Origin of the sequence: Citrobacter sp. CK195, from assembly GCF_030333365.1 — a bacterium.
GTDB lineage: Bacteria > Pseudomonadota > Gammaproteobacteria > Enterobacterales > Enterobacteriaceae > Citrobacter_B > Citrobacter_B koseri.
The window spans coordinates 469,974-484,397 of the sequence record NZ_JAOWGB010000025.1 but is presented as its reverse complement, the minus strand read 5'-3'; the positions used below and the strand labels follow the sequence as shown (position 1 = coordinate 484,397).

Here is a 14,424-nt window from a genome sequence, read left to right as displayed (position 1 = left end):
GGAGAATGACAATGTCGAAGAAATACATCATTGGAATTGATGGCGGAAGTCAGAGTACGAAGGTCGTGATGTACGATCTCGAAGGGAATGTGGTGTGCGAAGGGAAAGGATTGTTACAGCCCATGTATACACCCGATGCCAATACGGCAGAACATCCTGATGATGATTTATGGACGTCTTTATGCTCCGCAGGGCAAGACCTGATGAGTCAGTTTTCGGGTGACAGAAAAGACATTGTTGGAATCGGTCTGGGTTCCATCCGTTGCTGTCGCGCATTATTAAAAGCCGACGGCACGCCCGCAGTTCCGCTGATTAGCTGGCAGGACGCGCGCGTAACCCGTCCCTACGAGCATACCAACCACGATGTGGCTTATGTCACCTCATTTTCAGGTTATCTGTCGCATCGCTTAACCGGTGAGTTTAGAGACAATATCGCCAACTACTTTGGGCAGTGGCCGGTGGATTACAAAACCTGGGCGTGGAGCGATGACGATGAGGTGATGAAGAAGTTCAACATTCCGCGCAGGATGCTGTTTGACGTCCAGATGCCGGGAAGCGTGCTCGGTCATCTGACTGAAGCCGCCGCCCTGGCAACGGGTTTCCCTGTCGGCTTGCCCGTGGTCTGCACCACCAGCGACAAACCAGTGGAAGCACTGGGCGCAGGATTGCTGGACGATGAAACCGCAGTTATCTCATTAGGCACCTATATCGCCCTGATGATGAACGGCAAAGCGCTCCCCAAAGATCCGGTCGCTTACTGGCCGATTATGTCTTCTATTCCCGAAACCCTGCTCTATGAAGGCTACGGTATTCGTAAAGGCATGTGGACGGTCAGTTGGCTGCGGGATATGTTGGGCGAATCACTGATTCAGGACGCCAAAGCACAGGGGCTGTCGCCGGAAGATTTACTCAATAAGAAAGCGGCCGGCGTACCTCCTGGCTGTAACGGTTTAATGACGGTTCTCGACTGGCTGACCAATCCCTGGGAACCGTTCAAGCGAGGAATCATGATCGGCTTTGATTCCAGCATGGATTACGCATGGATTTACCGTTCTATTCTGGAGAGCGTTGCGCTGACGCTGAAAAACAACTACGACAATATGTGCAATGAAATGAACCACTTTGCTAAACATGTGATCATCACCGGGGGTGGTTCGAATAGCGACCTGTTTATGCAAATCTTTGCCGATGTGTTCAATCTCCCCGCCAGACGCAATGTGATAAATGGCTGCGCGAGTCTGGGAGCGGCAATTAACACGGCCATAGGGCTTGGTCTGTACCCGAACTATGAGACCGCAGTTGAAAAAATGGTGCGGGTAAAAGATGTGTTTATGCCGATAGAGAGCAATGCCAGACGCTATGACGCACTGAATAAAGGGATTTTCCGCGACTTAACGCAATACACCGATGTGATTTTGAAAAAGTCGTATGAAGTGCTGCATGGCAATCTGGATAACGTCGATTCGATTCAAAGCTGGTCGAACGCGTAGCATTCCTTATCTCGCGTCTTATCCGGCCTGTAAATGGACGGGCGAACGTGCCGGATGGCGACGCGTTGCGTCTTATCCGGCCTACAAATGAGTATGACCGTAGGCCGGGCAAGCGAAGCGCCCCCGGCGAGCACGCTAACGATTTTTTATCACGCAATATTCAGATATTTGTGCGTCTGCATTGATAAGCGCCAGTTACGCGCGATACAGGTTTCAATGCACAGACGCGTCGCGTCTTCTTTCTGGCTGATTGGCTGCAAGGCAATGATTCGCGGCTTATCGTCGCTCAGCGTCGCCAATAGCTCATCCAGCGCTTCAATATCACGGACGCGACCAACAGGGTGCTTGATTTCATTCGCACGCTCCAGCGCCTGCGACAGGACATCATAGCCACCGCGCATATTCACCTTCGGCGAGACCGTCACCCAGGTATTGGGCGTACAGCGCACCTCGTGGGTACCGCTGGTTTCAATCTGACAGCTGAATCCATTCTTCTCGAGTAAATCAGTCAATGGCATCAGGTCATGGATGCAGGGCTCACCGCCGGTGATCACGGCATGACGCGCGGTATACCCCTGTCGGTTTATCACCGCCAGCAGGTCTTCGCTACTTGCCGCGCCCCACTTGTCGCTCTCTTTGGTCTTCGCCAGGATGCTGTACAACGACACTTCCCGATCTTCAAGCTTATCCCAGGTGTGTTTGGTATCGCACCAGGCACAGCCAACCGGGCATCCCTGTAAACGAATAAAAATGGCGGGGACGCCGGTAAAGTAACCCTCACCTTGCAGGGTCTGGAATATCTCGTTAATCGGGTACTGCATAGCATTCTCTGTTAAGGGGATAATCAGTGATTATCGCAGAAAACCTCGCTAAGGTCATGCACAGCAGCTGCGCCAAACGCACGCCATAAAAAAACCCGCCGGAGCGGGTTTTTTACGTTAAGAGTGAAAGCAGGATTACGCCTGACCTTTGATCTCTTTACGACCGTTGTACGGCGCTTTTTCGCCCAGCGCTTCTTCGATACGAATCAGCTGGTTGTATTTAGCAACACGGTCAGAACGGCTCATAGAACCGGTTTTGATCTGGCCTGCTGCGGTACCAACAGCCAGGTCAGCGATGGTCGCGTCTTCAGTTTCGCCAGAACGGTGAGAGATAACGGCAGTGTAGCCAGCGTCTTTCGCCATCTTGATAGCAGCCAGCGTTTCGGTCAGAGAACCGATCTGGTTGAATTTGATCAGGATGGAGTTAACGATGCCTTTGTCGATACCTTCTTTCAGGATCTTGGTGTTGGTTACGAACAGGTCGTCACCAACCAGCTGGATTTTGTCGCCCAGCACTTTGGTCTGGTATGCGAAACCGTCCCAGTCAGACTCGTCCAGACCGTCTTCGATGGAAACGATCGGGTACTGTTTGGTCAGGTCTTCCAGGAAGTGAGTGAATTCTTCAGAGGTGAATGCTTTGTTGCCTTCGCCAGCCAGAACGTATTTGCCGTCTTTGTAGAATTCAGATGCTGCGCAGTCCATCGCCAGAGTGATGTCTTTGCCCAGCTCGTAGCCAGCAGCTTTAACCGCTTCAGCGATAACAGCCAGTGCTTCAGCGTTGGAGCCCAGGTTCGGCGCATAGCCGCCTTCGTCACCAACAGCAGTGTTCATACCTTTAGCTTTCAGAACTTTAGCCAGGTTGTGGAACACTTCAGAACCCATACGCACTGCTTCTTTCAGGGTTTTAGCGCCAACCGGCTGAATCATGAATTCCTGGATATCAACGTTGTTGTCAGCGTGCTCGCCGCCGTTGATGATGTTCATCATCGGAACCGGCATGGAGTATTTGCCCGGGGTGCCGTTCAGTTCAGCGATGTGCTCGTACAGCGGCTGACCTTTAGAGGCCGCAGCGGCTTTGGCGTTAGCCAGAGACACAGCCAGGATAGCGTTCGCACCGAAGTTAGATTTGTTTTCAGTACCGTCCAGGTCGATCATGATTTTATCAATGCCAGCCTGATCTTTGGCGTCTTTGCCAAGGATTGCCTGAGCGATCGGGCCGTTAACCGCTGCAACAGCTTTGGTTACGCCTTTACCCAGGAAACGGGATTTGTCGCCATCGCGCAGTTCCAGCGCTTCGCGGGAACCCGTAGAAGCACCTGACGGAGCGGCTGCCATACCAACGAAACCACCTTCCAGGTGTACTTCGGCTTCAACAGTCGGGTTACCACGGGAGTCGATGATTTCACGACCGATGACTTTAACGATTTTGGACATTAGGTTTTCCTCAGTACAAGTTAAACTAAAACTCCAGACAAACAACGCGTACCTTTGGTACGCGTTGCCGTTCTAACTTTTTTTACTTCTTACTTCGCCTGACGCTTCTGATAGTCGCTGGCGGCTTTCACAAAGCCTGCAAACAGCGGATGCCCGTCACGCGGCGTTGAAGTAAATTCCGGGTGGAATTGACAGGCAACGAACCACGGATGGTTCGGCACTTCGATGATCTCGACCAACTGATCATCCCCGGAACGGCCCGCAATGCGCAGACCCGCAGCTTCAATTTGGTTCAACAACATGTTGTTGACTTCATAGCGGTGACGATGGCGCTCAGTGATTGTCGGCGTACCGTACATCTGGCGAACCAGGCTCTCATCGGCAAGCTGACACATCTGCGCGCCAAGACGCATGGTGCCACCCAGATCGCTCTTCTCCGTACGGACTTCAACGTTGCCGTTCTCGTCACGCCACTCGGTAATCAGCGCCACAACAGGGTACTTACAGTCTGGCACAAATTCCGTTGAGTTGGCGTTTTCCATACCCGCTACGTTGCGCGCAAATTCAATCAGCGCAACCTGCATACCCAGGCAAATACCCAGATAAGGAATATTGTTCTCACGCGCATAACGCGCCGTCGCGACCTTACCTTCAACGCCACGGTAGCCGAAGCCGCCAGGGATCAGGATAGCGTCCAAATCTTTCAGAATTTCGACGCCGCGCGTTTCAACATCCTGCGAATCGATCAGCTTGATGTTGACGGTGACACGGTTCTTCAGGCCACCGTGTTTCAGCGCTTCAATCACCGACTTATAGGCATCCGGCAGTTCAATGTACTTGCCGACCATACCGATAGTCACTTCGCCCGCCGGGTTCGCTTCTTCGTAGATAACCTGTTCCCATTCGGCCAGGTTCGCTTCCGGGCAGTCTAAGCTGAATCGTTTACAAATATAATCGTCCAGGCCCTGAGATTTCAACATGCCCGGAATTTTATAAATAGAATCGACGTCTTTCAGAGAAATAACGGCCTTTTCAGCAACGTTACAGAACAATGCAATCTTCGCACGTTCATTGGCCGGAACGGCGCGATCGGAACGGCAGATCAGAATATCCGGCTGGATACCGATGGAGAGCAGTTCTTTAACGGAGTGCTGCGTCGGTTTCGTTTTGACTTCGCCTGCCGCGGCCATGTACGGCACCAGCGTCAGGTGCATAAACAGCGCGTGCTCACGACCGATATCAACCGCCAGTTGACGAATCGCTTCCAGGAACGGCAGGGACTCGATATCACCGACAGTACCGCCGATTTCGACCAGCACCACGTCGTGGCCTTCGCCGCCTTCGATGATGCGCTCTTTAATCGCGTTGGTGATGTGCGGGATAACCTGTACGGTTGCGCCCAGATAGTCGCCACGGCGTTCTTTACGCAGAACGTCGGAGTAAATACGACCCGTGGTGAAGTTGTTGCGGCGGCTCATCTTGGTGCGAATGAAGCGCTCATAGTGACCCAGGTCCAGATCGGTTTCGGCGCCGTCTTCAGTAACGAACACTTCCCCGTGTTGGATTGGACTCATAGTACCGGGATCGACGTTGATGTACGGATCCAGTTTCATGATGGTCACGTTGAGGCCACGGGCTTCAAGAATGGCTGCGAGGGAGGCTGCGGCAATGCCTTTACCCAGAGAGGATACGACCCCGCCGGTCACAAAAATATAGTTCGTTGTCATGCTGAACCTGAGAAGTTAGGTTTAAAAGACGATGGAATAACCAGGACGGGAAAGCAGTATACCCGAACATGGCGTACGCCACAAACTTTCATTATCCCCTCTCCTTCGTTCTTCAAGCCGCACCAGTGTTAGCTTCCTTCACTCACCCCAGTCACATCGCATTTCTATGTTCCTGGGGATTCTTTCAGTCGCCGCCTTGTTACGACTCGAATAACTCGAAGAGGCAGTATACAAGGTGTTTCATCAACATAACGGGAAGAGAAAATAGCCCCTTTGGGGTAAATGTTTTTGACGTAAATCAAGAGCTTGTTATTTAAAAAATCACACAAAACGCCCTTGACTGCCTAAATTCGTTAGAGATCAATTTCCTGGCGTTTTACCTGCTGCCAGACTTCTTCCATTGTTTCCAGATCAACTCCCGTCATTTCCAGGCCTCGCGCCGCAACAATCCGCTCAACTTCACGAAAACGCCGTTCGAACTTTTCATTGGCTTTTTGTAACGCGGTCTCCGCTTTTGTCCCTAAATGACGCGCCATATTGACGGTGGCAAAGAGCAGGTCGCCCATTTCCTCCTCCAGTTTAGCCTGGTCTACGACAGCCTGCCGCGCCTCGAACATGACCTCGTCGATCTCTTCATACACCTTATCGACAACCGGCCCTAACGTCGTCCAGTCAAAGCCGACGTTCGAACAGCGCTTCTGGATTTTTTGCGCGCGCATTAACGCCGGTAAGCTGCGGGGAATATCATCCAGCGCCGAATGCTGCGCTTTCTGCGCGCGCTCTTCGGTTTTGATTTGCTCCCAGCGGGCTAATACCTCGGTACTGTTGTGAGCGGCAACGTCCGCAAAGACATGCGGATGGCGACGTTCCAGTTTATCGCTGATGGCGGCGCAAATATCATTAAAGTCAAAGCGCCCTTCTTCCTGCGCCATCTGCGCATAAAACACGACCTGAAACAGCAGATCGCCCAGCTCTCCGCGCAGGTCGTCAAAGTCCTCACGGGCAATGGCGTCGAGCACTTCATAGGTTTCTTCAAGGGTATACGGCGCAATGGTGGCAAACGTCTGCTCTTTGTCCCACGGGCAGCCGTTTTCCGGGTCGCGCAAGCGTTGCATGATGCCAAGCAGGCGATCGATTTGATTCATTGGAATATCCTGAAAATTGTCACCAACGTAGGCCGGATAAGGCGACAGCTGCCATCCGGCAGCTGGCAATGCCTGATGGCAACGCTGACGCGTCTTATCAGGCCTACAAAGCATATCCGGCCTGGAAAAATTAATTACCGTGCAAACGACGCGCGTCGATCACATCCGGCACCTGGTTGAGTTTACTGAGAACGCGCCCCAGCACTTGCAGGTTGTAAATTTCGATGGTCATATCGATGGTGGCGAGCTGCTGCCGGGTGTCGCTGCGGCTGGCCACCCCCAGCACGTTCACCTTCTCGTTAGCCAGAATGGTGGTGATATCCCGCAACAAGCCGCTGCGATCGTTGGCCTGAACGCGTACCACCAGCGAATATCCCGCAGAGTAGCTCTCGCCCCATACCGCATCCACGATACGTTCCGGTGCATGAGAACGCAGTTCCACAAGCTGTTCGCAGTCCGCCCGATGTACGGAAATACCGCGCCCCTGGGTGATAAACCCGACAATCTCATCTCCTGGAATCGGCTGGCAGCAGCGCGCAATGTGGTGCATCAGGTTGCCGACCCCTTCCACCACCACGCGGCCATCGTCTTTACGGCGATTCTGCGGGGCGTATGTTTTCTGCTGAAGCTGTTTCAGCGCAGCGGCATCCTGTTCGGCGGCGCTCGGCTTATTAAACTGCGATTGCAGGAAATTCACCATCTGGTTAAGGCGAATATCCCCGCCGCCAATCGCCGCCAGCAGTTCCTCCAGCTCATTGAAGTTGTAGCGCGGCAGCAGGTGTTTTTCCGCCTCTTTCAGGCTGATGCCCAAATGCGCCAGTTCATCGTCGAGGATTTGCCGCCCGGCGAGAATGTTCTTGTCCCGATCCTGCTTGCGGAACCAGGCGTGAATTTTAGAACGGCCACGGCTGGTCGTTACATAGCCCAGGTTCGGGTTGAGCCAGTCCCGGCTAGGGTTTGGCTGCTTCTGGGTGATGATTTCAATCTGATCGCCCATCTGCAACTGATAGGTAAACGGCACGATACGCCCGCCGATTTTCGCCCCGATGCAGCGATGCCCCACATCGCTGTGGATATGGTAGGCAAAGTCAAGCGGCGTGGAGCCTGCAGGCAGATCCACCACATCGCCTTTTGGCGTAAAGACATACACCCGGTCGTCAAAGACCTGGCTACGCACTTCATCCAGCATTTCGCCAGAATCCGCCATCTCTTCCTGCCAGGCGATCAGCTTACGCAGCCACGCAATTCTGTCTTCATGGCCCGTGCGCGCGCCCCCGGAGACTGCTCCCTCTTTGTACTTCCAGTGCGCCGCGACGCCCAGTTCGGCATCTTCGTGCATCTGTTTGGTACGAATCTGGATCTCGACGGTTTTACCACCAGGGCCAAGCACCACCGTATGAATTGACTGGTAGCCATTAGGTTTCGGGTTGGCGACGTAATCATCGAACTCGTCCGGCAGATGGCGATAGTGCGTATGCACAATCCCCAGCGCGGCATAGCAGTCCTGCAAACGTTCAGCCACAATACGCACGGCGCGCACGTCAAACAGCTCGTCAAACGCCAGATGCTTTTTCTGCATTTTGCGCCAGATGCTGTAGATGTGTTTCGGGCGGCCATAGACCTCCGCCTTCACGCCTTCGGTTTTCATTTCAGAACGCAGATGCCCGACAAACTCTTCAATGTAATGCTCGCGGTCAATGCGGCGTTCGTGCAGCAGTTTGGCGATCCGCTTGTATTCCGCCGGGTGCAGATAGCGGAAGCAGTAATCTTCCAGCTCCCACTTCAGTTGCCCGATGCCCAGCCGGTTAGCCAGCGGGGCATAGATATTGGTGCACTCTTTCGCCGCCAGTACGCGTTCATCTTCCGGCGCGTCTTTAACCTCGCGCAGATGGGCGATGCGTTCCGCCAGCTTGATGACCACGCAGCGGAAGTCGTCCACCATCGCCAGCAGCATCCGACGAACGTTATCCACCTGCTCGGAGGAGACGGAATCGTTATGCGTCGCTTTCAGCTGACGAATCGCCGCCATATCGCGCACGCCGTGAATCAGATTGACGATCGATGTCCCCACGCTCTCGCGCAGGATATCTTCGCTGACAACATTGGCGTCAGCCAGAGGGAAGAGCAGCGCCGCCCGCAGCGTGTCGATATCCATACTTAACGTAGAGAGGATTTCCACCATCTCCACGCCACGCCACAGCAACAGTTCCGCATCGGGATGTCCTTGTGTCTGTTGCAGGCAATACGCCCAGGTTTCGGCTAAGCGTTCACACGACTGCTGGCTGGAGATACCCAGACTCGCGATCCATTTTTTCGGATCAAACTCACCAGCTTTATTAAGATGTGCACTTCTTACCGCAACCATTGTCCTCTCCTTAAGGGACCAGGCCTACCGAAGTCAGCAAGCCATGACTCATTACAAACGCTCAAACAACACCATTGATTCCAGATGCCCAGTGTGTGGGAACATGTCGAGCATCGCCAGCCGCTGAATTTGGTATCCGGCATTCAACAAGGCGTCGCTATCCCGTGCCAGCGTAGCAGGATTACAGGATACATAAACAATACGAATTGGTTTTAACTTTATAATGTGTTTCATCACGCCTGCCGCCCCGGCACGAGCGGGATCGAGCAAAATTTTGTCAAAACCGTTTTTCGCCCATTGCTGCTTCGTGACATCTTCTTCGAGATTTTCGTGAAAGAATGTCACATTCTGTAATCCGTTACGCCGCGCGTTTTCCCGGCCTTTTTCCACCAGCGCCGGAACGCCTTCAACGCCCACAACGCTGGCGGCGCGCGTCGCCAGCGGCAGAGTAAAATTCCCCATGCCGCAGAACAGATCCAGAACCCGGTCGCCAGGTTGAATATCCAGCCATTCCAGCGCCCGGGCGACCATTTTCTGGTTCACCCCTTCGTTGACCTGAATAAAGTCGCGCGGGCTGAAGGTTAAGCGTAGCCCGTTTGAATCATACCAGGGCGCCTCCCCGGTAAGCGGTTCAAGTATGTCGCTTTGAGGGGCCAGAAACAGAGACAGTCCCTCAGAATGCGAAAAGCGTTCCAGTTTTTCTCTGTCCGCCTCGCTCAAGGGCGCCGTATGACGCAGCACCATCAGGGTGCCATTCCCCGCCTGTACCAGCTCGACATGGCCAAAGTGGCGGTTTCCTTGCAAACTTTCCAGACACACCCTGACACGGGGCAGCAGCGCCTCAAGCTGGGGCACCAGAATGGGGCACTGCCTGACATCCACGATATCGCTGGAGCCCGCCTTGCGAAATCCCATCTGCAATTGCTGAGTTTTAGGCAGATAATTCAGGCTTAAACGCGCACGGCGTCGATAGCCCCACGGCGTATCGGCGATCACCTCGGCGACATCGCATTTCATTAAGCGCGACAGCGCGGCGCTTTTGCTGCGTTGTTGCAGCGCGACGCTGGCATGCTGCTGCTGGCAGCCGCCACAGACGCCAAAGTGCGGGCAGCGCGGCGTTTCCCGTTCCGGGCTATCATTCAGGCGACGCTTAACTTGCGCGCGGGCGAACTGTTTTTTATCTTCGGTAATGACGACGTCGCCCTTTTCCTGGGGCAGTAATCCCGGTATAAACAGCGCCTTTCCATTATGGCGAGCCACGCCCTGACCAAAAGGATCGAGGTCATTGACCGTAACGGTTATGATCTGACGCGTCGTCACGCGTCGTTTTGCAGAGTAGAATTGCGCCATCGACGAGATATTTCTCAATTTAACAGTGTGACCCTAATTGTCCCATAACGGAACTCCATGACCAACTACAGCCTGCGCGCACGCATGATGATTCTGATCCTGGCCCCGACCGTCCTCATTGGTTTACTGCTCAGTATCTTTTTCGTTGTGCATCGCTATAACGACTTGCAGCGTCAACTGGAAGATGCTGGCGCCAGCATTATCGAACCTCTTGCGGTCTCCAGCGAATATGGCATGAACCTGCAAAACCGCGAATCAATCGGGCAGCTCATCAGCGTTCTCCATCGCCGCCACTCCGACATCGTGCGCGCCATTTCCGTTTATGACGAGAATAACCGGCTGTTTGTCACATCCAATTTCCATCTCGATCCGTCAGAAATGCAGCTCGCCACCGGGGAGCCGTTTCCCCGCAGGCTGAGCGTGACCCGCCACGGGGACATTATGATCCTGCGAACGCCGATTATCTCCGAAAGGTATTCGCCGGACGAATCCCCCGTAACAGATGCCAAAACGCCGAGAAATATGTTGGGATATGTGGCGCTTGAACTGGATCTCAAGTCCGTCCGCCTGCAACAGTACAAAGAGATTTTCATCTCCAGCGTGATGATGCTGTTCTGTATCGGCATTGCCTTAATTTTTGGCTGGCGCCTGATGCGCGACGTCACCGGCCCCATTCGTAATATGGTCAATACCGTTGACCGCATTCGTCGTGGGCAGCTCGACAGCCGCGTCGAGGGCTTTATGCTGGGCGAGCTGGATATGCTGAAAAACGGCATCAACTCGATGGCGATGTCGCTTGCCGCTTACCATGAAGAGATGCAGCATAATATCGATCAGGCCACTTCGGATCTGCGCGAAACGCTGGAACAGATGGAGATCCAGAACGTTGAGCTGGATCTGGCGAAGAAGCGCGCTCAGGAAGCGGCGCGTATTAAGTCTGAGTTTTTGGCCAACATGTCGCACGAACTGCGTACGCCGCTTAACGGCGTGATTGGCTTTACCCGTCTGACGCTAAAAACCGAACTCAATACAACCCAGCGCGATCACCTCAATACTATCGAGCGTTCGGCCAACAACCTGCTGGCGATCATCAATGACGTGCTCGATTTTTCCAAGCTGGAAGCGGGCAAGCTGATTCTGGAAAGCATTCCCTTCCCGCTACGCAGCACGCTGGATGAAGTGGTGACGCTGCTGGCGCATTCATCCCATGACAAAGGGCTGGAGCTCACGTTAAACATCAAAAATGACGTACCGGATAACGTCATCGGCGACCCGCTGCGCCTACAGCAGGTCATTACCAATCTGGTCGGTAATGCCATTAAATTTACCGAAAGCGGCAATATCGACATTCTGGTTGAAAAGCGCGCGCTCAGTAATACCAAAGTACAGATTGAAATCCAGATCCGCGATACCGGCATCGGCATTCCCGAGCGCGACCAGTCGCGTCTGTTCCAGGCTTTCCGCCAGGCGGACGCCAGCATTTCACGCCGTCATGGCGGAACCGGTCTGGGGCTGGTGATTACGCAAAAACTGGTCAATGAGATGGGCGGCGATATCTCGTTCCACAGTCAGCCCAATCGCGGTTCCACTTTCTGGTTCCACATTAATCTCGATCTCAACCCGAATGTGATAAGCGACGCGCCGCCAACGCGCTGTCTGGTCGGAAAACGGCTGGCCTACGTCGAACCGAACGCCACCGCCGCGCAATGCACGCTGGATATGCTGAGCGACACGCCGCTGGAGGTGATCTACAGCCCGACGTTCTCAGCGTTGCCGCTGGATCACTACGATATCCTGCTCATCAGCGTTCCGGTGACCTTTAACGAACCGCTCACCATGCAGCAAGAACGGCTGGCAAAAGCCGCCGCCATGACGGACTTCCTGCTGCTGGCGCTGCCTTGCCATGCCCAGATTAACGCCGAAAAACTCAAGCAAGGCGGCGCGGCGGCCTGTCTGTTAAAACCGCTCACCTCAACGCGTTTACTGCCTGCGCTGACGGAATACTGCCATTTAAATCAGCATGTTGAACCGCTGCTGACGGATGAGAACAAAATCGCCATGACGGTAATGGCGGTCGACGATAACCCGGCCAACCTGAAGCTGATCGGCGCGCTGCTGGAGGACAAAGTCCAGCATGTGGAGCTTTGCGACAGCGGGCATCAGGCGGTGGAACGGGCCAAACAGATGCAGTTTGATTTGATCCTGATGGACATTCAGATGCCGGATATGGACGGTATCCGCGCCTGTGAGCTGATTCATCAGCTTCCGCATCAGCAGCAAACGCCGGTGATCGCCGTGACGGCACATGCGATGGCGGGTCAGAAAGAGAAGCTGCTGAGCGCGGGGATGAATGACTATCTGGCCAAGCCGATAGAAGAAGAAAAGCTGCACAGTCTGCTGTTACGCTATAAGCCGGGGGCCGTGGTAGCAACCCGATTACCCGCCGCTGAATCGACAGAGTTTATCGTCAACCCGAACGCAACGCTCGACTGGCAACTGGCGCTGCGCCAGGCGGCCGGAAAATCCGATCTGGCGCGGGATCTGCTGCAAATGCTCATCAACTTCCTGCCGGAAGTGCGTAACAAAATTGAAGAACAGCTGGTGGGAGAGGCGCCCGAAGGGCTGGTGGATCTCATCCACACGCTGCACGGCAGCTGCGGCTACAGCGGGGTGCCGCGCATGAAAAACTTGTGCCAGTTAATTGAGCAGCAGTTACGCAGCGGCACCAAAGAAGAGGAGCTTGAACCCGAGTTCCTGGAGCTGCTTGATGAGATGGACAACGTCGCGCGCGAAGCAAAGAAAATATTAGGATGAGGGGGATGCCGGATGGCGACGCTAGCGCGTCTTATCCGGCCTACAGGTGCGTGGCCGTAGGCCTGATAAGCGCAGCGCCATCAGGCAGTTAACGTAAATGTTGCCCCACGTTAAGGGTGGCGGCGATATTGCGCGCAGCCATGCGCACATTTTCTGCGGCATTCTCCAGCGCCTCATCCAGCGTACAGATGGTATAAATCACGCTGAAAACAGCATCCAGCCCATGTTGGTGTACAACACCCACATCCGCCGTCAGGCTACCTGCAATGCCAATCACGGGCTTATTATGTCGTTTCGCGACCTTTGCCACGCCGACAGGCACTTTGCCGTGAATCGTTTGGCTGTCGATGCGCCCTTCTCCGGTAACAACCAGATCCGCATCAGCAACGCACTCTTCCAGATGCAAGGCATCGGTCACGATCTCAATGCCGCGCCGTAACTCCGCGCCGCAAAACGCATATAATGCGGCCCCCAGACCGCCCGCCGCGCCGCCGCCCGCCAGTTCGAATACATTAATATCCAGATCGCGGGAAATCAGCCGGGCATAGTGCGTCAGCGCATCGTCTAAGCGTTGAATCATCTCCGGCGTGGCGCCTTTTTGCGGACCAAATACCGCAGATGCCCCCTCTTTCCCGGTCAGCGGATTCGTGACATCGCAGGCGACTTCGATACGACACGCGGCAAGACGTTTATCAATACCGCTGATATCAATCTTTGAGAGCGCTTCCAGCGCCGCGCCGCCTTGCGTAATCTCCTGGTGCTGCGCATCCAGCAATTTCGCCCCCAGCGCCTGCACCATACCGGCGCCGCCGTCATTCGTCGCGCTACCGCCAAGGCCAATAATAATATGTTCCACCCCGGCATCGAGGGCGTGGCGAATTAACTCACCGGTTCCCCACGAGGTGGTTTTTAGCGGATCGCGTAATTGCGGTGAAACCAACTCCAGCCCACTGGCGGCGGCCATTTCGATAAAGGCCGAACGCTCGTCGCCAGAAAGCCCATAAAATGCCCGCACGCTGTCACCGAGCGGGCCCGTCACGTCAACATCAACAATCCGGCCTGCCGTGGCCTCGACCATCGCTTCAACCGTTCCCTCACCACCATCAGCAACCGGGAGTTTTACGTAATCCGCATCAGGCCAGATTTCACGAAACCCCTCCTCAATGGCGGTCGCTACCTCAAGAGCGCTCAAACTTTCCTTATAAGAGTCCGGTGCGATCACTATTTTCATAAAGCATCCTTACGCATGTTGACTGTACTAAGCATACACCAGGAGAA

The 14,424-nt window shown here is 54.3% G+C and carries 9 protein-coding genes; 2 read left to right on the top strand and 7 right to left on the bottom strand.

The features are described 5' to 3' along the window. The first annotated feature begins 11 nt into the window (after window positions 1-11). A complete protein-coding gene (locus OGX93_RS16475) occupies window positions 12-1,490 on the top strand; it encodes an FGGY-family carbohydrate kinase (protein WP_110493882.1) in 1,479 nt (492 codons plus the stop codon). 149 nt (window positions 1,491-1,639) lie between these two features. Here OGX93_RS16475 and queE read toward each other — a convergent pair whose 3' ends face one another. The 6 genes from queE to rlmD all read right to left on the bottom strand — a co-directional run bounded on the left by queE (window position 1,640) and on the right by rlmD (window position 10,332). Then, window positions 1,640-2,311: a 7-carboxy-7-deazaguanine synthase QueE gene (gene queE / locus OGX93_RS16470; protein ID WP_114848678.1), complete on the bottom strand. Its 672-nt coding sequence runs from the start codon at window positions 2,309-2,311 to the stop codon at window positions 1,640-1,642. 135 nt (window positions 2,312-2,446) lie between these two features. Next, complete coding sequence (gene eno, locus OGX93_RS16465; RefSeq protein ID WP_012134889.1) at window positions 2,447-3,745, bottom strand: phosphopyruvate hydratase; 1,299 nt, start codon at window positions 3,743-3,745, stop codon at window positions 2,447-2,449. An 89-nt stretch (window positions 3,746-3,834) separates the two neighbouring features. Continuing rightward, window positions 3,835-5,472, bottom strand: coding sequence for a glutamine hydrolyzing CTP synthase (pyrG, locus tag OGX93_RS16460; RefSeq protein ID WP_286448982.1), 1,638 nt, complete (start codon window positions 5,470-5,472; stop codon window positions 3,835-3,837). A 353-nt stretch (window positions 5,473-5,825) separates the two neighbouring features. Then, window positions 5,826-6,617, bottom strand: coding sequence for a nucleoside triphosphate pyrophosphohydrolase (mazG, locus tag OGX93_RS16455; protein WP_012134891.1), 792 nt, complete (start codon window positions 6,615-6,617; stop codon window positions 5,826-5,828). Window positions 6,618-6,747: 130 nt separating this feature from the next. Continuing rightward, on the bottom strand, window positions 6,748-8,982 hold the full coding sequence (gene relA, locus OGX93_RS16450) for a GTP diphosphokinase (protein WP_012134892.1): 2,235 nt from the start codon (window positions 8,980-8,982) through the stop codon (window positions 6,748-6,750). Between the two features lie 51 nt (window positions 8,983-9,033). After that, window positions 9,034-10,332 (bottom strand): 23S rRNA (uracil(1939)-C(5))-methyltransferase RlmD, encoded by a 1,299-nt coding sequence (gene rlmD / locus OGX93_RS16445; protein WP_286448983.1) that lies wholly within the window; start codon window positions 10,330-10,332, stop codon window positions 9,034-9,036. A 57-nt stretch (window positions 10,333-10,389) separates the two neighbouring features. Here rlmD and barA point away from each other — a divergent pair, with 57 nt between their 5' ends. Continuing rightward, window positions 10,390-13,146: a two-component sensor histidine kinase BarA gene (gene barA / locus OGX93_RS16440; protein ID WP_047461593.1), complete on the top strand. Its 2,757-nt coding sequence runs from the start codon at window positions 10,390-10,392 to the stop codon at window positions 13,144-13,146. Window positions 13,147-13,234: 88 nt separating this feature from the next. Here the strand turns inward: barA and OGX93_RS16435 are convergent, their stop codons facing one another. Then, a complete protein-coding gene (locus OGX93_RS16435; protein ID WP_049009493.1) occupies window positions 13,235-14,377 on the bottom strand; it encodes a glycerate kinase in 1,143 nt (380 codons plus the stop codon). Window positions 14,378-14,424 lie beyond the last annotated feature (47 nt).